Raw genomic sequence first — 20,156 nt, 5'->3', positions numbered from 1 at the left:
GCCCTAGTCCGTCACGACCTGCGCCACCGCGGCGGCCAGCAGCTTGTTGTATTCGAGGAACAGGATTCCCAGCCGCGGCCGCGACGGCACGGCGTCGCGCAGGATCGTGATGTCGTCCGGCAACGAGCGCGCCAGTTCGACCGCGGCACGCCGCATGTGCCAGTCCGTGGTGACGAGGCGGAGCGATTTGTATTCGCGCTCCTTGACCCACGTGGCGGTTTCATCGGCGTTGCTGCGCGTGTCGACCGCAGCGAACCCCAGGGTGACGCAGCACTCCATCGTTGCGGGCGGAACCTTGTACAACGCCACGAACTCGCGCGTTTTCACTTCGCGGTCGACGCCGGTCACCAGCATCTCGCGCGCGGCGCCGTCTTCCAGGATCGCGAGGCCGCGGTCGATCCGCCCCGGACCGCCGGTGGGAACGACCACCGCATCGGTCCGCCCCCCCTCCACCGGCTGCGGCAGCGCGGCAGCGAACCACAGGAAACCCAGCAGGTAGACCAGGGCGAACATGGCGAACGCGCGAACGATCACAGCATCTTCCTCAGTGCGCCCATCACCGTCAGCCGCGCGGTCAGCATAGCGATGCCGACGCCGGCAAGCGGGATCGCTGCGATCAGCAGCCAGTCGAGCGGACCCAGCCCGCCGCCTGCGACCATGCCCGATCCCAGCGCGGCGAACTGCCGCCCCAGCACCACGATCGCGCCGAGTCCAAGCGCCAGGCCGACGGCGCCTCCGACAAGCGCATCGAAGGCGATCGAGCGCTGGAATATCCGCGCGATCTGCGCGTCTGTCCCGCCGAGCAGGTGGACGATCTCGATCGTGCCGCGATTGCCGCCCAGCGCACTGCGCGCCGCCAGCAGCACCGCCGCCGAACTCGTGAGAGCAAGCAGTACGACGAGGGCGAGCGCGAGATACTGCAGCGAACGGATCGCCGCGAAAACCGGAGCAAGCCAGGTGGATTGCGCATCGACTCTTGCTGCCGGGGCGATGCCTCGCAAGGCGCCGCGCAGGGCGGCCAACCGCGCATCGGTCGCCGGACCGCGCAGTTCCACGTCGATCAGCGCGGGGACGGGAACCGCATCCCCGCCGTCGGCGCCTGCGCCGAGCCAGGGCTCGAGGATCGCGTCGAGCTCGGTTTCGGGCACCACGCGGATGCTCGCCACGTCGGGCAGTTCCGCCAGGGCCGCCTCGGCCGCACGCGCCTGACGGTCGCGTTCTACCTTCAGGGGTTCGACGATCTGCACCGTCGCCGCGCCGGACAGGTCACCGCGCGCCGTCTGGGCGAGGTTGCTGAGCGCGAGCCCGCCCGCCGCCGCGATGGTGGTCAGGGCCACCATGATCGCGATCACCCACGGCATCGGACCCGACAGACGCGCCTGCGGAATGAGCGCGGCGGCCCGGCTGCCGCCGAACGGCACGAGGCTGCGCGCGACGGCGCGGGCTAGGACCGGCGGTCGTTTCACCGGAAAACGTCACCGAGCGTTCGGCTATCGTCGATCTGGCGCGCCTCTCGCCTGGGCGGGTAGCGTAAAGCGCCCGTAGGATCCGACAGGCGACCTTTGTCCAGCCGCATGATCAGCGAATCCGGCACCTTGCGGAGCAGGTGGACGTCGTGCGTCGCGACGACGACCGTGGTGCCGAGCCGGTTCAGCGCTTCGAACAGGCGCAGCAGCTTCAGTGCCATCTCGGGATCGACGTTGCCGGTCGGCTCGTCCGCCACCAGCATGTCGGGCCGTCCGATCACCGCACGGGCGATCGCCACGCGCTGCTGTTCGCCACCCGACAGGGTAGCCGGTCTCGCGTCGAGGCGGTGCGAGAGCCCGACCCAGTCGAGCATCTCGGTAACGGGCTTGCGCAGCTCACTTTCGCGCACGCCCGAAACGCGCAGCGGCAGCGCCACGTTGTCGAACGCCGACAGGTGAGGGACGAGGCGGAAATCCTGGAATACCACGCCCAGCCGGCGCCGGAACAGCGGCAGCCGGTCGCGTGGCAGGGTGATTACATCGGTGCCGAACATCCGGATCACGCCGCGCGAAGGCCGCTGGGCAAGGTACAGCAGCTTCAGCATCGACGTCTTGCCGGCGCCGCTCGCGCCCGTGAGGAAATAGAATCCGCCCGGGTGAAGCGTGAACGAAACGTCGCTCAGCACCTCGCGATCCGCGCCGTACCGCAGGCCCACGTTGTCGAAGTTCACGATGTCGCCCCCCTCGCCGGTCATGGCGCAGCGCTCTGGAGAGTATGGTGAACGGAAGGGAAAGGCATCGGCGCGCGGGCTATAGCCGCGCTTCCATGTGGAAAAAAGCTGTTCTGCCCGCAAGATGACGCGGGCGACTCTTGTTGCGGCGAATCACCATGCGTAAGCTGCCCCCAGGATGATCATAGCCTGCCCCGCCTGCGCGACCCGCTACGTCGTGCCGGACAGCGCCATCGGCGCAGAGGGCAGAACCGTGCGTTGCGCGAAATGCCGTCATAGCTGGTTCCAGGACGGACCCGAACCGGCCGACTCGATCGATCCCGAACCGGCGCTCGCCGCGACGGCGGTGGACGCTACGGCAGGCGCGCCCGCAACTCCGCCGCCGCCAACCGCGCAGCCCGCCGAGGAAACACGCCACGCACCGGCCTACGAAGAGCCCGCGATAGAACAGCGGGCCGAGGCACCTGTAGAGCCGGAGGACGACTTCGCTCCGCCGCCCATCCCGGACGAAGCGCCGCCTCCGACCGTGATCGAGGCGGCCCCGGCGCCGGTCGCCGAGCCGGAGGACTACGGCGAGGAAGTCTCGCAGTTCGATTACGAGCCGCCCTTCCGCCCCCGTCGCAACATGATGAAGGTGTGGACGGTGGCCGCGGCCCTGTTCGCCGCGATCGCGCTCGGGACGGTCGGCGCGGTCAGTTACTGGGGCCTGCCCGACTGGGTGCCGATCAGCCGACCGACCTTCGGCCTGGAGCAGCCCGACCTCGTGCTCGATTTCCCGCGCGAACGGCAGGAGCGCCGCACGCTACCCAACGGAACCGAATATTTCGGCGCGAGCGGCACGGTGAAGAACGTCGGCCGCGAAACGCGCAGCGTTCCCGCGATCCTCATCGTGCTGAGCGATGCACGCGACCGGATCGTCTATTCGTGGGAAATCGCCTCGCCCAAGGCCGCGCTCGCGCCGGGCGAAACGGTGACGATCAACGAAGCCGTCACCGACATCCCGCGCTCGGCGCGCTATGTGGAGATCGGCTGGAAGCCCGACTGAGGCTTCCCTCCGAGTGATCCGATCAGCGGATCGCGTCGGCGACCGGCAGGTAATTGTAGCCGAGTTCGTCGGCGACCGCCTTGTAGGTCACCTTGCCCGCGTGGACGTTTAGGCCTTCCGCAAGGTGCGGGTTCGCGGCGAGCGCCGCCTTCCATCCCATTTCGGCCATTCGGAGCGCGTGCGGCAGGGTCACGTTGTTGAGCGCATAGGTGCTGGTGCGGGCCACCGCGCCGGGCATGTTGGCGACGCAGTAGTGGACCACATCGTCCACCACGTAGGTCGGCTCGGCATGGGTCGTCGGACGACTGGTCTCGAAGCAGCCGCCCTGGTCGATCGCCACATCGACGAGGACCGCGCCCGGCTTCATGCACTTCAGCATCTCGCGGGTGACGAGCTTGGGGGCAGCGGCACCGGGGATCAGCACCGCGCCGATCACCAATTCCGCCTCGCACAGCATCTGCTCGATGTTGGCCTGGTTGGAAAAGCGCGTCTTGGCGCGGCTTTCGAAATGGATGCCGAGCTTTTCGAGGACTTCCGGATCGCGGTCGAGGATGGTCACGTCGGCGCCCAGGCCGACCGCCATCTGCGCCGCGTTGAAGCCGACGACGCCGCCGCCGATGACCATGACCCGGCCGGGCAGCACGCCCGGCACGCCGCCGAGCAGCACGCCGCGCCCGCCGTTGGCCTTTTCCAGCGCGGTGGCGCCGGCCTGGATGCTCATGCGTCCGGCGACCTGGCTCATCGGCTTGAGCAGGGGCAGCGATCCGCCCGGCCCGGTCACGGTTTCATAGGCGATCGCGGTGACACCCGAGGCGACGAGCTCGCGCGTCTGGTCCGGGTCGGGCGCGAGGTGGAGATAGGTGTAGAGCACCTGGCCCTCGCGCAGCATCGCCCGCTCGACCGCCTGCGGTTCCTTGACCTTCACGATCATCTCGCAGCCGTCGAACACGGTCTTCGCATCGGGCTGGATGGTGGCCCCGCACGCGCGATAGTCGGCGTCGGTCGATCCGATCCCGAGTCCCGCTCCGGTCTCGACCCACACTTCGTGACCGTGGGCGGTGAGTTCGCGGACGCTTTCCGGCGTCAGGCCGACGCGGTATTCGTGGTTCTTGATTTCCTTGGGACAGCCGATGCGCATGGGGGCACTCCTTTGGCCGCGCCGTTACAGTTGCAACCAGTTACGGGCAAGCGCGAACGATTGTGCGGGGCATGGCCCAAGGCTGTGGCTGCGCGTGTCCAAGGACTGTGGAAACAGTCACACACCCGTCACACAACGACCATAGGGGCGCCGTGAAAGCGTAACCCGAATTTCACGAAAGCAACCGAAGTGAAAAGATCCCGCCTCACCATTTCGACGCTCGCGGTGGCCGTTGCCGCAGGCTGGGCCATACCCGCCGCCGCACAGGATACAGCCGCCGTCGCCGATGAACTGGCAAGGATGCGCGCCGAAATGGCCGCTATGGCCGAGCGGATCGACACGCTCGAAGCGCAACTCGGTGCCGCGCGGGCCGAGGCGCAGGCCGCGACCACCGCCGCAGGCGCCGCGACCGCGAGCGCCGCCGCCGCGACGGCAGCCTCGAAGGCAGACGAGGACACCACCAAGATAGCCTTCAAGGGCGCGCCGGAGGTGACCGGCAAGGGCGGCTGGACCTTCAAGCCGCGGGGACGCCTGCAGTTCGACACCGGCTTCATCGACGCGCCCGATTCGACGCTGCGCCCCGAAGGGTTCGGCAGCGAGGTGCGCCGCGCGCGGCTCGGCGTCCAGGGCGATATGCCGGGGGGCTTCGGCTACAAGTTCGAGGTCGATTTCGCCGGCAACGAGGTCGCCCTGACCGATGCCATCCTGACCTATGAGCGCGGTCCCGCGACCGTGACGGTCGGGCAGCACAACAACTTCCAGGGCCTCGAGGAACTGACCAGCAGCCTCCACTCGTCGTTCATCGAGCGCGCCGCGTTCACCGACGCGTTCGGCTTCGAACGCCGCCTCGGCCTGTCGGTGCAGTACGCCAAGGGGCCCTTCCTCGCCCAGGCGGGCGTGTTCAGCGACAACGTCGACGCGCTGAGCAACAAGAACCGCGGCGCCGACGGGCGCATCGTGTTCATGCCCAAGGCCGGGAACACCCAGTTCCATGTCGGAGGCTCGGTCCATTATGCCGATCTCGAGGCACTGAGCACGGTGCGCTATCGCCAGCGGCCGCTGGTGCATTTCACCTCGCAGCGCTTCATCGATACCAACATCCTGCAAGCGGAAAGCGAAACCGGCTATGGCCTGGAAGCGGCAATCATGTCCGGTCGCCTGCACGCGGCGGCGGAGCAGTTCTGGCAGCATCTCGACCGGCCCGGCCCGCTCAGCGATCCCACGTTCTCGGGCGGTTATGCCGAGGTCGGATATTTCCTGACGCCCGGAGATACGCGCGGCTACAAGGGCGGCGTGTTCGACCGGGTCAAGCCGAAGAATGCGGTCGGCAAGGGCGGCATGGGCGCGGTCCAGCTCAACCTGCGGTACGACTGGCTCGACCTTGTAGATGCGGGCATTCTCGGCGGAACGCAGAACGGCTATCAGGTGGGACTGAACTGGATGCCCAGCGATTACACCCGGCTGATGCTCAACTACGGCCGCATGCAGTACGACAACGCCGTGTACCCGGCAGCGGGCGGGGACCGGTCCTACGGGGTCGATGCCGTCGGCATGCGCGCCCAGATCGACTTTTGAGACCTTGCAAGAAACCTGTCATTCCCATGTCATATCGCACCGCTAGCGGCGCGGACGACCTAAGCAGAGGGCAATCCTGAGATGACCAAGTTCAAGACTATCGCGTTCGCCACGCTGTCCTGCGTCGCGCTGGCCGCTTGCGGCGGCGCGGGCGGAGGCGCTTCGGGCAGCCGCGATTCGATCCGCGCGGTCGGTTCGTCGACCGTCTATCCCTTCGCCAAGAAGGTCGCCGAGGAATTCGTCGCGGCCAATCCGGGCATGAAGAGCCCGCTGATCGAATCGACCGGCACCGGCGGCGGCATCAAGCTGTTCTGTGCCGGCGTCGGAGCGCAGTTCCCCGACATGGTCCAGGCCAGCCGCCGCCTGAAGGCGAGCGAATACGCCGACTGCCAGAAGAACGGCGTGACCGACGTGGTCGAAATCCAGGTCGGGCTCGACGGGATCGCCTTCGCCTCGGCCAAGGGCGGGATCATGATGAACCTGACCCCCGCGATCGTTTACCAGGCGATCGCCGCCAAGCCGTTCGGCAAGGAGCAAACCGCACGGACCTGGCAGGACGTGGACCCGTCGCTCCCGGCCGAGCCGATCCTCGTATACGGCCCGCCGTCGACGTCCGGCACGCGCGATGCGCTGAAGGAACTCGTCCTGATGGTCGGGTGCGACACCGATCCGGCGATGAAGGCGCTGAAGGACAGCGACAAGGACCAGCACGAGCAGGTCTGCACCGAAGTCCGTTCGGACGGCGCCTATGTCGACCAGGGCGAGCAGGACAACCTCATCGTCCAGAAGATCGAGGGCAACCCCAGGGCGGTCGGCATCTTCGGCTACTCGTACCTCGAGGAGAACATCGAGAAGCTGCAGGACCTGCCGATGAACGGGGTCGAGGCGACGTACGAGAACATCTCGAACTTCAGCTATCCCGGCGCGCGTCCGCTCTACGTCTACGTCAAGAAGGCGCACATCGGCGTGATCCCGGGCCTGGCCGAGTACCTGGCAACCTGGACCAAGAGCTGGGGCAAGGACGGCCCGCTGGCCAAGATCGGCTTCGTCGCCGCACCCGACGACGTGCAGGCCGCCGCCGCCAAGGCCGCGACCGAAGGTACCCCGATGACCGCCGACGGGCTCAAGTAAGCCTCACCGACATCGGGCAAAACAAAAAGGGGCCCCGCCGGCACGAACCGGCGGGGCCCTTTTCATATGCGTCGATGGCCGGGCCTAGAAGTCCAGGCTCACCCGGCCGTAAACGAAGCGCCCGCTGAAGCCGAAGGGCGACTGCGACGAGTAGGGCAGGAAGGCATTGTTGATGCCGAAGTTGACCCCTCCGACGGTGCCGAACGGCAGGCGATCGGGATATTCGTCGAGCAGGTTGTTGGCGCCCACCGCCAGTTCGAGCGTTTCCATCACCTTGAACCGGGCTTCCAGATCGACCACCCACTTCGGCGACAGGGTCACGTCACCCGGCGCGTCTCCGGCCGCGACGCGAATGTCGTCGCGGATGGCGGGGTTCGTGGCAGTTACCGCCTGTCCGTTGGCGGCGATCGTCGTCACACTGTCAGGCAGCAGCACGCTGCCGTAGCGATTGGCGTTCACCGTCATCCCGAAGGCGCCCAGGTCCCAGTTGACGCCGGCATTGAACTTGTTGCTCGGCTGCCCTTCTACCAGTCGGAAGCTCTCCTGCCGCGCGAACAGGCGCTGGGTGGTGAAGGCCGAGAACGAGCGGCGGTCGGTGATCTTGGTGTTGTTGCGGTTGTAACCCAGGTTGAAGCGGAAGTTGCCCGCACCGAAATCGGGCAGGCGGTAGTTCGCCACGATGTCGATGCCTTGCGTGCGGGTATCGATGCCGTTGATGAAGAACCGCGCCGACGTGCCCACCACGCCCGCGGCCTGCAGGATGGCGACGACATCCGCGCCCTGCAGGTTTTCCGTCAGCACGATGCGGTCGTTGATCTTGATGTTGTAGTAGTCGACCGTGAGGTTGAGGCCTGGGATCAGCGTGAACACCGCGCCGCCGCCCAGGTTGATCGACTTTTCGGGCTCGAGCGGTTGCGCACCCAGCGCCACCGCGATGGGCGAGCCGACGGGGAACGTGCCGATCTCGATCAGCTGGCCGCCTACGTTGTTGGTCGATGTGGTCGAGAAGAACTGCTGCGCCATGCCCGGTGCGCGGAATCCGGTCGATGCCGACCCGCGCACGCCCAGTCCGTCGAACAGGTCGATCTTGGCGGCGACCTTGCCGTTGATCGTGCTGCCGAAGTCCGAGAAATGCTCGAACCGGCCCGCCACCTGCACGTTGATCGCGTCGGTCAGGTCGTTGTCGAGCTCGAGATATCCGGCATAGCTGTTGCGCGAGGTGTCGATCGCGGTGGTGGGCGAGAAGCCCGGGAACACCTGCGATCCCGGCGCCGCCCCGTTGGTGAAAGCAAACGGTCCCGCGACATAGCTTTCGCGCTGGCCGGGGACGATGCGGTAGTTCTCGTTGCGATATTCGAGGCCGGCGGCGATCGATGTGTCGCCGATGCCAAGGTCGAACGCGCGCTGCGCATCGAAATTGACCAGGGTCTGTCCGGCCCGCATCCCGCCCGCGTTGAAACGCTGCGGACTGGCAAGCCCGCCGAGCGAGGTGTTGAAGCTGTTCTCGACCGAATAGTTCAGGCGGTTGGAGCCATAGTTCACCGACAGGTCGAGGTTCCATCCGGCGGTCTCGCCGCGAATACCCGCGACACCCGCGACATCGATGATCTCGCTCACGATCAGCGGAAGGAAGCCATCGGCATAATAGGGCTGCCCGCCGCGCGCGAAGTCGGCATTGCGCGCATCGAGCGGCCGCCGGAAGAAGCCTGCGCCGTTGCCGTCACGGATGCCGAAGCTGCCGAACTGGTAGAGCTCGAAGCCTGCACCGAGTTCCACCCCGGCGTTGATCACGAAATTGAAATCCTGCGACTGGCCATCGCCGAAGCGGTGATTGATCCGGTCGATCGTGGTCTCGCGCACGTCGCCGATTCCGGCATACTGCCGCCGTGGATCGGGACCCGAACGGTTGGTGGGCGAACGGTCGCGATATTCCGCGGTCACGTTGAAATAACCCGTCTCGCCCACCGGCACGCCGATGTTGCTGGCGATGGTCCAGGTCTCACCGTCGCGGCGCTTGCTCTCCTGATCTTCGTAGGTGATCACCGGATCGCCCGAGGCCGCGGCCGTGCGGGCGACACTGGCGACGTCGAACACGTCCTCCAGCGTGGTGATGTACTTGCCATAGGTGGCCTGCGCGCGTCCGCCCGGACGGCGCTTCAGCTGGATGTTGATGACGCCCGCGATCGCATCGGATCCGTATTGCGATGCGGCACCGTCGCGCAGCACCTCGATCCGGTCGATCGCGATCGAGGGGATGGTGTTCATGTCGACGCCCGCCGAGCCGCGCCCGACCGATCCGTTGAGGTTGAGCAGCGAGGAGATGTGGCGGCGCTTGCCGTTCACCAGCACCAGCACCTGATCGGGCGCCAGGCCGCGCAGCGTGGCCGGTCGCAGCGAGTCGGTGCCGTCGGTCAGCGAAGGCTGGGGAAAGTTGAACGAGGGGACGAGGTTGTTGAGCAGACGGTTCGTCTCGGTCGTCCCTTGGTTCTGCAGCGCCTCGTTCGAGATAACGTCGATCGGCACCGCGCTGTCCGCCACGGTGCGATCGGTCCGGCGGGTGCCGGTAACGATGATCTGTTCCTGCGGGATCGCCTCTCCCTGCGCGGACGCGGAGGTTTCGTCCGTCGCATCCTGAGCCAGGGCGGGTTGCGTCCCGGCGACGGCGAGAGCAACCGAAGCGGACGAAAGCAGTGCTGCGTAGCGAAGCGTCATGACCAAGAACTCCCCTGTCTGGTTGTTCTTAGATTACAGGCACTAGCGCCAAGACGTAATTTATTGCGTCCGCGAACGGACGATTTCCGTCAAGTGTTGCGTCAATGCGACAATTGCTTGTCAGGTTGCCTAACGAATGGGGGAGCCCTTCAGAGCGGGTTACCGTCCTTGTCGCGATAGATGTCGCGGCGCCCGACGTGATTTGCCGGACCGACGAAGCCGTCCTCCTCCATCCGCTCGATCCACTTGGCCGCCGTATTGTAGCCGACGCCCATCTGGCGCTGGAGCCACGATCCCGACGCCTTCTGGTGCTCGAACACGATCTGGCAGGCCTGGCGATACTTGCGCTCGTCCGGGTTGTCGGACGCGGTCAGCTCGTCGTCAAACGAGAACCCGAAGCCCTCCTCCGGCTCTTCGGTCACCGCGTCGATGTATTCGGGCTTGCCCTGTCCGCGCCAGTGCTCGGCCACCGCCTCGACTTCCTCGTCCGACACGAACGGACCGTGGACGCGAACGAGCGCGCCCGTGCTCGGCTTGTAGAGCATGTCGCCCTTGCCCAGCAGCTGCTCGGCCCCCTGCTCGCCCAGGATCGTGCGGCTGTCGATCCGGCTCGTCACGTTGAAGCTGATGCGCGTCGGCAGGTTGGCCTTGATCACGCCGGTGATGACGTCGACTGACGGGCGCTGCGTCGCCATGATCAGGTGGATGCCCGCCGCGCGGCTCTTCTGGCTGAGGCGCTGGATCAGCACCTCGATCTCCTTGCCGACGGTGACCATGAGGTCGGCGAGCTCGTCGACGATCAGCACGATCTGCGGCAGCGGCGCGTAATCGAGCTGCTCTTCCTCGAATATCTCCTCGCCCGTGTCGGGATCGAAGCCGGTCTGCACGCGCCGCCCGAGCGGCTTGCCCTTGGCTGCGGCGGTCCGCACGCGCTCGTTGAAGCCGGCGATGTTGCGCGCGCCGATGCTCGACATCTGGCGGTAGCGCCGCTCCATCTCCTCGACCGCCCACTTCAGGGCACGGACCGACTTCGACGGTTCGGTGACCACCGGCGAAAGCAGGTGCGGGATGTCATCGTAGCTCTTGAGTTCCAGCACCTTCGGATCGATCAGGATCAGGCGGCACTCGTCGGGCGTGAACTTGTAGAGCAGGCTCAGCAGGATGCAGTTGAGCCCGACCGACTTGCCCGAGCCGGTGGTGCCCGCGACCAGCAGGTGCGGCATCGCGGCAAGGTCTGCCACGATCGGCTCGCCCGCGATGTCCTTGCCCAGGATGATCGGTAATGCGCCGCGCGCGTTGACGAAGGCGTCGCAGGCGGCGAGCTCCTTCAGCGCGACCATCTGGCGGTCCGCGTTGGGCAGTTCGATGCCCATCACGGTCTTGCCGGGGATCGACGATACCCGGGCGCTGATTGCGCTCATGTTGCGGGCGATGTCTTCGGCAAGGCCGATCACGCGGCTCGCCTTGATGCCGGGGGCCGGCTCCAGCTCGTACATCGTCACCACAGGGCCGGTGCGAACCGCGGTGATCTCTCCCTTGACGTTGAAATCGTCCAGCACGGTTTCGAGAAGCCGCGCGTTCCGCTCGAGCGCCAGCTTGTCGAGCTTGGGCGCGGCGTGGACCGGCGGCTCCTCCAGCAGGTCGAGGCTGGGGAGCTGGTAGCTGGCAAAAAGGTCCTTCTGCGCTTTCTTGCCCGCGGGCTTGGCGGCGCGCGGTGCGGCGGCCGGATCGGCGATCTCGGGCGCACGGCGCTCAGCGATCTGCGGCGGTTCCTCCTCGACCTCGCGCGTGCGGCGCTCGCGGGTCTTGGGCGTGAACGGCAGATCCATTTCCGGGGTGCTCGGCGTCCGCTTGAGAAAGCGCGGCAGCGTGAGCAGCGCCGCCCAGTCGAGCGCGAAGACCCGCGTTACACCCGCCACCCCGCCGGCGAGCGCGACCAGCGCGAACGCGAGGATGATCCAGCCCGTCACCCCTTCGCCGAAGCGCCCTGCGATCGCCTCTACCGCGCCCGCGCCGAGCAGGCCGGCGATCCCTCCCATCGATGCGGGGAGCGAACCGCCCGGTCGATCGAACGCCAGCGCCAGGACCGTGCTGAGCAGCGCCATCGAGAACAGGAGCAGGCCGAACGGGCGCCACCACCGCGTACGCACGTCGATGTCTTCTTCCTCCACGTCGCGCCACAGCTTGCGGGCCGAAATGTAGAGGAGGGGCAGAAGCAGGGGTCCCGTCACGCCGAACAGGAAGAACACCCGTTCCGCCACCCACGCGCCGCTTGCGCCCATCCAGTTGCGCACGTCGTCGCCCGCTGCCGCGGTCGAGGCGCTGGGGTCGGTCTGGGTGTAGCTGGCGAGGGCCAGGCCCAGGAACAGCATCGCGGCGAACAGGCCCGCCGCGCCGCTGACCTGCAGCGCCCGGCGCAGCGAACGGCGGAACGCGGCGCGCCAGTCGGCCGCCGGTGCCCGTCCGTTCGCGCGGCCGATTGCGCGTGTTGCCATGTTCGCTTCCCCTGGTTCGTCCGAGCGCCCTTATCGCGCGTGCCGGACTCACCCGTCAAGAATCCTGACGTCAGGAGTCCTGTTTAAGCGCCAGACCGTCGATCGCAGCCCAGCGCATCCAGCCCAGTTGCTTGGCCCGTTCGAAGGTCATCCCGCCCAACGCGATGACCGGCATTTCGGCCAGCGCGGCGAGTGCATGGAATTTCTCCGGGCCGAGCGGCACCGCGCCGGGATGGGTGCGGGTCTCGAACACCGGCGATAGCATCGCGGCGTCGGCGCCCGACGCATTGGCGTGCGCGATCTCGTGCCCGTCGTGCGCGGCGGCGATGCGAAGCAGCTCGGGCGCCTCGCCCACGGCCTCGGGCGGACCATACGATCCCGCAGCGCCCCAGCGCAGCGCTTCGTCGTCGCTGCCCGAGAGCACCGCGAGGTGTCCGCCTTCGCGCACCAGCGGCAAGAGCTCGTCCCACCGCGCGCGGCGGGCCCTGGGGTCGAGGTGGTAGTGACGGAACACGAAAGCCGACCCGCGCGGCAGTGCGCGCAGCGCACGCGGCAGCAATTCGTCGTTGCGGGCATCCGAAAGGAGCCAGAGATCGGGGAGTGGCTGGCGCTGTCCCATGACGACGCTATAGCGCATCGCCGTGATGAATGCAGCGTTAGCCCTGGACGAAATCCACGACCGCATTGCCCGCGCCTGCGCGATCGCACGACGCGAGCCTTGCGAAGTCACCCTCGTCGCGGTCAGCAAGACCCACGCCGCCGAGGCGATCGAGCCGCTGCTCGCGGCCAGGCAGCGGCACTTCGGCGAAAACCGCGTGCAGGAAGCGCAAGCAAAATGGCCGGCGCTGCGCGAACGCTATCCCGATGCGAAGCTGCACCTCGTCGGCCAGCTCCAGTCCAACAAGGCGGAAGACGCGGTGCGATTGTTCGACTGCATCCACTCGCTCGACCGCCCGAGCCTGGTGACCGCGCTCGCCAAGGCATTCGACAAGGTCGGTCGGCAGATCGAAACGTTCGTGCAGGTCGATGTCGGCGAGGAACCGCAGAAGGGCGGCTGCGCGGTCAAGGACCTCCCCGCCCTGCTCGCACAGGCGCGCGACGCGGCGATCCCGGTCGTCGGCCTGATGTGCGTGCCGCCAGCCGACATCGAGCCTGCGCCCTTCTTCGCCCTCCTCGACAAGCTGGCCCGCGACAACGGGCTGGACGGGCGCAGCATGGGCATGAGCGGCGACTTCGAGACGGCCATCATGCTGGGCGCGACCCACGTGCGCGTGGGCAGCGCGCTATTCGGCGAACGGGGTAGCTAGGCGCTCTCCAGCTCCGCCTGCCGCTCGTCGCTTGCGGCTTCGAGCAGCGCCGCCTCTATCGCCTTCAGGCGCGTCGCCCCGGTTACCTTTCCTCCGGTGAGGTCGGTCACGTAGAAGGTGTCCGCCGCGCGCTCGCCGTAGTTGGTGATGTGGGCCGAGTGGACCACCAGGCTGTTCTCGAACAGCGCGCGGGCGAGGCGATTGAGCAGTGCGGCCCGGTCGCGCGCGTTCACCTCGATCACCGTGAAACGGCCCGAGGCCTGGTTGTCGAACGAGACCACCGGACGCACGTCGAACGCCCGCGCGCGGCTGTGCGGCAGGGGCCGCCTGGCGAGCTGCGGCACGAGCGCGCTGCGGTTGGCGAGGGCATCCGCGATCGACACCTCCAGTCGCCTGATCTGCGCGTCTTCGCCGAAGGGCCGCCCGTGCGGGTCCTGCACGAGGAAGTTGTCGACCGCCCAGCCCGACCGGGTCGTATGGATACGCGCGTCGATGATGTTGCCGCCGGCGAGGTGAATGCCCCCCGCGATGCGATAGAACAGGCCCGGGTGGTCGGCGGCGATCACGGTCACCAGCGTGGCCCCGCGCGAAGGATAGACCTCGCAGTGGACCGAGAGGTTGTCCTTTTCCTCGTGGCTCAGGCCATAGTGCATGAGGTTGAGGGCGATGATGTCCTCGGGCTCCGCGATCCAGTACGAATCGTCGAAGCGATCGGCGTAGAGCTTGAGAAGGCCGGCCTTGTCGCCCAGCTTGGCGCGCACCGCGTCCTTCTTGGCCGCGACCCGTTCCTTACGCCCGTGGCTCATGTGGCCAAGGCGCAGGCGTTCTTCCGCCGCATCGTAGAGTTCGCCGAGCAACTGGCCCTTCCACGAATTCCAGGTGCCCGGCCCGACCGCGCGGATGTCGATCGCGGTCAGGATCATCAGGTGCCGCAACCGCTCCAGCCCCTGCACCTCGGCGATGAAATCCTCGATCGTCTTGGGATCCGTCAGGTCGCGCTTGAACGCGGTCCGGCTCATCAGGAGATGCTGGCGCACCAGCCACGCGACCAGCGCGGTCTCGCCCTCGTCGAGGCCGAAGCGCGGGCCCAGTTCCTCCGCCACGTCGCCACCCAGTACCGAATGGTCGCCGCCCCTACCCTTGGCGATGTCGTGCAGCAGCGCCGCGACATAGGCGACGCGGCGGCTGGCCACCTCGTGGATCAGGCGTGAGGAGCGCGGGTGGTCGGCGGTCAGCTCGCCCTTCTCGATCCGGCTCAGCAGTCCGATCGCGCGGATCGTGTGCTCGTCCACCGTGTAGTGGTGGTACATGTCGAACTGCATCTGCGCGTTGACCCGCCCGAAATCGGGCACGAACCGGCCGAACACCCCGGCCTCGTTCATCCAGCGCAACACCGTCTCGGGATCGTTGCGCCCCGCCAGCAGCTCGACGAACAGCGCGTTGGCGCGGGGATCGTCGCGGACTTCGCGGCGGATCAGCCCCGAATCGCGCGACGCCTGGCGCATGGTTTCGGGATGGATTTCCAGCCCGTGCGCCTCGGCCAGATGGAACACCTCGACCAGCCGCATCGGATCGGCGCGGAACCAGTCGTCGCCGGGGGCGGCGATCCGGCCGCCGTAGACGCGGTAACCCTTGAGCTCGCGGGCGCGCGGAGTGAAGCTGGCCAGCAGACCCTTGCGCGCACGGCTCTTCGCGAACTGCTCGTCGATATGCGCCAGGAACACGCCCGTCAGCGCGCCGACCCGCTTGGCCTGCAGGAAGTAGAACTGCATGAACCGCTCTACCGCGCTCTTGCCCGGCCGGTCGGCGAAGTTCATCCGCGCCGCGACCGCCCGCTGGAGGTCGAAAGTCAGCCGGTCCTCCGCGCGCCCGGTAATCGTGTGGAGGTGACAACGCACCGCAAGCATGAAGCCCTCGGCGCGGCGGAAGCTGCGATATTCTTCCGGAGTGAACAGGCCCACGTCGACCAGTTCGGCGGCCACCCGCACCTTGTGGATGTATTTCCCGATCCAGTAGAGCGTCTGCAGGTCGCGCAGGCCGCCCTTGCCGTCCTTGACGTTGGGCTCGACGACGTAGCGGCTGTCGCCCATCCGCTTGTGCCGGGCGTTGCGCTCTTCCAGCTTGTCGGCGACGAACTGCTTCTCGGTGCCCTTGACCACCTCGTCGGCGAACCGGCGGATGACCTCGTCGTACAAACTCTGGTCGCCCCATACGTAGCGCCCTTCGAGAAGGGCCGTGCGGATCGTCAGGTCGGATTTCGCCATGCGGATCGTGTCGTCGACCGAACGGCTCGAATGGCCGACCTTGAGGCCTAGATCCCACAGGTAATAGAGCATCGCCTCGATCACCTGCTCGCACCACGGCGCGTTGCGGGTGGGATGGATGAAGGCAATGTCGACGTCCGAATGCGGCGCCATCTCCGCCCGACCGTATCCGCCGACGGCGATGAGCGTCAGGCGCTCCGCGGTCGAGCGGTTGATCGCCGGATAGACGTCGGCGACCACGTGGTCGTAGATCGTGCGGACGATCTGGTCGATCAGGAACGAGTGGCCGCCGGTTATCTCGTGCCCGGCGCTCGGCTTGTCCTCGAGCCGCCGGTCGAGCTCGGCACGGCCACCCTCGAGCGCCGCCTTGAGCGCGGCCACGATCGCGGGGCGGGCTTTCGCCCCGTCGCGCGCCACGTGCCCGGCGATCTCATCCGCGAGCGCGCGCCGGTCGACGACGTCGCGCTGGTGGGGGATGCGTTGCTGGGTCAAGCAGCCCCGGACCCGGCCTCACCGTTTGCGAGCATCGCTTCGGCTTCGGCCTGATAGCGGGCCCGCAACGTGGGCTTGTCGATCTTCTGCGTGCCGAGCCGCGGAAGCGCCTCGTTCACCGGCCACAGGAACTGCGGAATCTTGAACTTCGCCAACCGCTCGGCGAGGAATTCCTTCAGGTCGTCGGGATCGACCCGGTGGCCTTCCTTGGCGACATAGACCGCCGCCGGAATCTCGCCCAGGCGCTCGTCCGCCACCCCGAACACCGAACATTCGGCGATGTGGGGGTGGGCATAGATTTCCTGCTCCACCTCGATGCAGGCGATGTTTTCGCCGCCGCGGATGATGATGTCCTTCTTTCGGTCGACGATGAACAGGTAATCGTCGGCGTCGAGATAGCCGAGGTCGCCAGTGCGGAACCAGCCGTCGTCGGTATAGGCGGCGCGGGTCGCCTCCTCGTTCTTCCAGTAACCCAGGAAGTTGCACACCGACCGGATGCAGACCTCGCCCACCTGGCCCTGCGGCAGGGCCTTGCCGTCGTCGTCGAGAATCGCGAGGTCGACCAGCGGCTTCGACGCGGTGCCGGTCGATCCCGGCTTGGCCATGTAATTCTCGTTGAGGTTGCCGCAGCCCACGCCGTTCGTCTCGGTCAGGCCGTAACCCAGGACCGGGAAGCCTTCGGAAAACGCCTCCTTGATCTTGGTCACGTGCTCGGGCGGGCGCGGCGCGCCGCCGGCGGCGAAGGTCTTGCACTGCGACAGGTCGTACTTGTCGCGGTCGGGGTGGGTGGCCAGCTCGTAACTCATCAGCGGCACGCCGACGAAATAGGTGATCTTCTCCTCGTCGAGCAGGCGCAGCGCCTCGGTCGCATCCCACTTGGGCATCAGCACCAGCTTGCGGCCCATCGCGAAGCTCTGGAGGAACACCGGCACTTCGCCCGTCACGTGGAACAGCGGCACGGTGACCAGCGCACTGGGCTGTACGGTCGGCGCTTCGCCGCGTTCGGTGAAGATCTGCAGGATCATCGCCGTCTGCGCGACGTAGTTCATCACCGCGCTCGTCACGCCGAGGTGATCCGAATAGGCGCCCTTGGGAGAGCCGGTCGACCCCGAAGTGTAGAGGATCGTCGCCAGATCGTCCGGACCGAGCGTGCCGAGCATCGTCATCGCCGTCGCGCCTTCGGCCCAGACCGGCTCGAGCCCGGTCGGCGCGGGTCCGTCGTGCGTGAAGACGACCACCTTCGCATCGTGCGCCATGCCGTCGAGGCGCGCGGCGCGCTGCGGGTCGGCCAGCACCAGCGAGCATTCGCACAGGTTGATGCCGTAGGCGAGTTCCTCGCCGGTCCACCAGCCGTTGAGCAGCGTGGCGCAGCCGCCGCCCATGAGGACGCCCATGTAGGCCACGACCCAGTTGGCGGAATTGCGCGCGGCGATGCCGACGCGGTCACCGCGCTGCATCCCGTGCCGGGTCACGAGGCCGTGAGCCACGCAGGCCGCGGCCGCATAGACCTCGCCGAAGGTCATCCGCTGGTCGCCGTCGACGATGAACACCGCGTCTTTATGCACGTTCGAAAAGTGCGCCATGAAATGCGCCAGCGTCGGCGGGGCGTTGACGAAGGCGGGCATGGACACGCCGCGCCGTTCGACCTGGCGGGTCTCGAACATCTGACCCGCGCCGGTCAGGAAGTCGCCAATTCGCTTGATGTCCCTGTCGAGATCGGTCGCCATCGCTCGTTGCAATCCTCTTTGCCGTTATCGTGCCGGGGTTTCGCCCGCCGCCGCGCTATGCCAAAGACGCGCGCGACAAGGGGCTCCCCATGCGGGTTGCGGCCAAGGGTAAGGATCAATCGTGCTGCTGTCACTACTGGCGGAAACCTCGCAGATCGCGGCGAATGCGATCCATTTCGAGGATCTCGGACTCCGTAAGGGAATCGACCTCGGCTTCTTCGAATTGCGGTTCTATTCGCTCGCCTACCTTGCCGGGATCGTGCTGGGGTACTGGCACCTGACGAAGATGATCAAGGCGCCCGGCAGCCCGCTGGCGCAGCGCCATGCCGACGACCTGTTCTTCTGGTGCACCGTGGGCATCATCCTGGGCGGGCGCCTGGGATACGCGGCGTTCTATACCGGCGGCGAAACCGGGATACCCAGCCTGTTCTCGCGCCCGCTCGACCTGCTCAAGCTGTGGGAAGGCGGGATGAGCTTCCACGGCGGCGTGCTCGGCGTGCTCGCGGCGATCGCCCGGGTCTGTCATCAGGGCAAGATCAGCTTCCTGCGCACCGCCGATTACCTCGCGGTCTGCGTGCCGCCGGGGATGCTGTTCGGACGGCTGGCCAATTTCGTGAACGGCGAGCTCTGGGGCCGCCCCACCGACATGTCGTGGGCGATGATCTTCCCCGAAGACCCCACCCAGCTCGCCCGCCACCCGAGCCAGCTCTACCAGGCGGGTCTCGAAGGCTTGCTGCCGCTGGTCGTGCTGCTGCTGCTGTTCTGGAAAACGAAGGCTCGCTGGCGCCCGGGCCTGCTGGTCGGCGTATTCACCGTGCTGGTGAGCATCGGTCGGTTCGTGTCCGAATTCTTCCGCGAGCCGGACGCGCAGCTGGCCGAATTCGCGCGCTCGACCGGCCTCAGCATGGGCCAGTGGCTCACCATTCCGCTGATCCTCGTCGGGCTGTTCTTCGTCATCCGCGCGCTGACCCGGCCCCCCGTGGGCAACCAGGCAGGCCAGCCCGCCCCGGCATGAGCGATACTCCGACGCCGCTGGCGGAGACGTTCCGCCGGCTGATCCGCAGCACCGGGCCGATCAGCCTGGCGCACTTCATGGCCGAGTCGAACGCCCGCTACTACGCGAGCCGCGACCCGCTGGGCGCCGACGGCGATTTCGTCACCGCGCCCGAGATCAGCCAGATGTTCGGCGAGCTGATCGGGCTGTGGCTGGCCGACATGTGGATCCGCGCCGATAGCCCGCTGCCGGTCGCATACGTCGAACTCGGCCCGGGACGAGGCACTCTTGCAAGGGACGCGCTGCGCGCCGCCAAGCGCTATGACCTCGATCCCGAGGTCCATTTCGTCGAAGGCTCCCCGGCGCTCAGGAAGTTGCAACAGGAAGCGGTGCCGCATGCGCAGTTTCACGGCGACCTGGCGACTTTGCCGGACGATCGCGCGCTGCTGATCGTCGGCAACGAGTTCCTCGATGCGCTGCCGGTGCGCCAACTGGTGCGCGCCGCCGAAGGCTGGCGCGAGCGAATGGTCGGGCTGGACGGCGACAGCTTCATCTACCTGGCGGGTGCCCAGCCGATGGATGCCGCGGTCCCTTCGGAATGGCGCGCCGGCCGGCAGGGCACGATTATCGAGACCAGCCCGGCGGCAGCATCGGTGGTCGCCGAGATCGCCGGCCGGCTCGCGGCGCAGGGTGGCTGCGCGCTGCTGGTCGATTACGGCCACACGGACCTGCGCGCCGGATCGACGATGCAGGCGGTGCGGGCCCATCGCAAGGTCGATCCGTTCGCCGCTCCGGGAGAGGCGGACATCACCGCGCACGTCGATTTCGCGACGCTCGCCAAGATCGCCCAGGCCCATGGGGTCACGTGGATGGGCACGCCGACGCAGGGCGAGTGGCTGAAGGCGCTGGGGATCGAGACCCGCGCCGAAGCGCTCGCGATCCGCGCGCCGCATCAGCGCGCCGACGTGATGGCCGCGCGGGATCGCCTTGCCGCCGACGACCAGATGGGTCACTTGTTCAAGGTGATGGGGCTTGCCGCCCCCGGCTGGCCGCATGGCTTCGGATTCGAGCAGGAGTGA

The 20,156-nt window shown here is 67.3% G+C and carries 15 protein-coding genes; 6 read left to right on the top strand and 9 right to left on the bottom strand.

The genetic code is table 11. The features are described from left to right. Positions 1–3 precede the first annotated feature (3 nt). The 3 genes from AR323_RS02955 to ftsE are packed head-to-tail and all read right to left on the bottom strand — an operon-like array spanning position 4 to position 2,221. Positions 4–534: a YdcF family protein gene (locus AR323_RS02955; RefSeq protein WP_057882430.1), complete on the bottom strand. Its 531-nt coding sequence runs from the start codon at positions 532–534 to the stop codon at positions 4–6. After that, positions 531–1,466 carry a cell division protein FtsX gene (locus tag AR323_RS02950; RefSeq protein ID WP_057882429.1) on the bottom strand — a complete coding sequence of 312 codons (936 nt, stop codon included), beginning with the start codon at positions 1,464–1,466 and terminating at the stop codon, positions 531–533. Before AR323_RS02950 ends, AR323_RS02955 begins: the two co-directional genes overlap by 4 nt. Further along, positions 1,463–2,221, bottom strand: coding sequence for a cell division ATP-binding protein FtsE (gene ftsE, locus AR323_RS02945; RefSeq protein WP_057882428.1), 759 nt, complete (start codon positions 2,219–2,221; stop codon positions 1,463–1,465). Before ftsE ends, AR323_RS02950 begins: the two co-directional genes overlap by 4 nt. A 154-nt stretch (positions 2,222–2,375) precedes the next feature. Here ftsE and AR323_RS02940 point away from each other — a divergent pair, with 154 nt between their 5' ends. Further along, positions 2,376–3,242, top strand: coding sequence for a zinc-ribbon domain-containing protein (locus AR323_RS02940; RefSeq protein ID WP_057882427.1), 867 nt, complete (start codon positions 2,376–2,378; stop codon positions 3,240–3,242). Positions 3,243–3,264: 22 nt separating this feature from the next. Here the strand turns inward: AR323_RS02940 and ald are convergent, their stop codons facing one another. Further along, a complete protein-coding gene (gene ald / locus AR323_RS02935; protein ID WP_057882426.1) occupies positions 3,265–4,380 on the bottom strand; it encodes an alanine dehydrogenase in 1,116 nt (371 codons plus the stop codon). A gap of 189 nt (positions 4,381–4,569) precedes the next feature. Here ald and AR323_RS02930 point away from each other — a divergent pair, with 189 nt between their 5' ends. Beyond that, entirely contained in the window at positions 4,570–5,955 is a 1,386-nt protein-coding gene (locus tag AR323_RS02930) for an OprO/OprP family phosphate-selective porin (RefSeq protein ID WP_057882425.1), read from the top strand. An 81-nt stretch (positions 5,956–6,036) separates the two neighbouring features. Continuing rightward, the gene (locus tag AR323_RS02925; RefSeq protein ID WP_057882424.1) at positions 6,037–7,086 is read left to right on the top strand and encodes a substrate-binding domain-containing protein; all 1,050 of its coding nucleotides are present in this window, start codon (positions 6,037–6,039) and stop codon (positions 7,084–7,086) included. A gap of 84 nt (positions 7,087–7,170) precedes the next feature. Here AR323_RS02925 and AR323_RS02920 read toward each other — a convergent pair whose 3' ends face one another. The 3 genes from AR323_RS02920 to AR323_RS02910 all read right to left on the bottom strand — a co-directional run bounded on the left by AR323_RS02920 (position 7,171) and on the right by AR323_RS02910 (position 12,930). Continuing rightward, positions 7,171–9,798, bottom strand: coding sequence for a TonB-dependent receptor plug domain-containing protein (locus tag AR323_RS02920; protein ID WP_057882423.1), 2,628 nt, complete (start codon positions 9,796–9,798; stop codon positions 7,171–7,173). Between the two features lie 149 nt (positions 9,799–9,947). After that, on the bottom strand, positions 9,948–12,293 hold the full coding sequence (locus AR323_RS02915) for a DNA translocase FtsK (protein ID WP_057882422.1): 2,346 nt from the start codon (positions 12,291–12,293) through the stop codon (positions 9,948–9,950). Between the two features lie 70 nt (positions 12,294–12,363). Next, positions 12,364–12,930 carry a thiamine phosphate synthase gene (locus AR323_RS02910; protein ID WP_235510425.1) on the bottom strand — a complete coding sequence of 189 codons (567 nt, stop codon included), beginning with the start codon at positions 12,928–12,930 and terminating at the stop codon, positions 12,364–12,366. Positions 12,931–12,937: 7 nt separating this feature from the next. Here AR323_RS02910 and AR323_RS02905 point away from each other — a divergent pair, with 7 nt between their 5' ends. Continuing rightward, entirely contained in the window at positions 12,938–13,600 is a 663-nt protein-coding gene (locus AR323_RS02905; protein ID WP_057882421.1) for a YggS family pyridoxal phosphate-dependent enzyme, read from the top strand. Here AR323_RS02905 and AR323_RS02900 read toward each other — a convergent pair. Together AR323_RS02900 and AR323_RS02895 are read right to left on the bottom strand one after the other, a co-directional pair. Beyond that, positions 13,597–16,356, bottom strand: a complete 2,760-nt coding sequence (locus AR323_RS02900; protein WP_057882420.1) for a [protein-PII] uridylyltransferase — start codon at positions 16,354–16,356, stop codon at positions 13,597–13,599. The genes AR323_RS02905 and AR323_RS02900 overlap by 4 nt on opposite strands. Next, entirely contained in the window at positions 16,353–18,083 is a 1,731-nt protein-coding gene (locus AR323_RS02895; protein ID WP_057882419.1) for a class I adenylate-forming enzyme family protein, read from the bottom strand. Before AR323_RS02895 ends, AR323_RS02900 begins: the two co-directional genes overlap by 4 nt. A gap of 118 nt (positions 18,084–18,201) precedes the next feature. Here AR323_RS02895 and lgt point away from each other — a divergent pair, with 118 nt between their 5' ends. Both lgt and AR323_RS02885 read left to right on the top strand, forming a co-directional pair. Then, entirely contained in the window at positions 18,202–19,098 is an 897-nt protein-coding gene (gene lgt, locus AR323_RS02890) for a prolipoprotein diacylglyceryl transferase (protein ID WP_057882418.1), read from the top strand. Next, positions 19,095–20,156 carry a class I SAM-dependent methyltransferase gene (locus AR323_RS02885; RefSeq protein ID WP_057882417.1) on the top strand — a complete coding sequence of 354 codons (1,062 nt, stop codon included), beginning with the start codon at positions 19,095–19,097 and terminating at the stop codon, positions 20,154–20,156. The genes lgt and AR323_RS02885 overlap by 4 nt, the downstream gene beginning before the upstream one ends.

Origin of the sequence: Tsuneonella troitsensis (assembly GCF_001441535.1) — a bacterium.
Classification (GTDB): domain Bacteria; phylum Pseudomonadota; class Alphaproteobacteria; order Sphingomonadales; family Sphingomonadaceae; genus Tsuneonella; species Tsuneonella troitsensis.
This window is presented reverse-complemented; position numbering and strand designations above follow the sequence as displayed.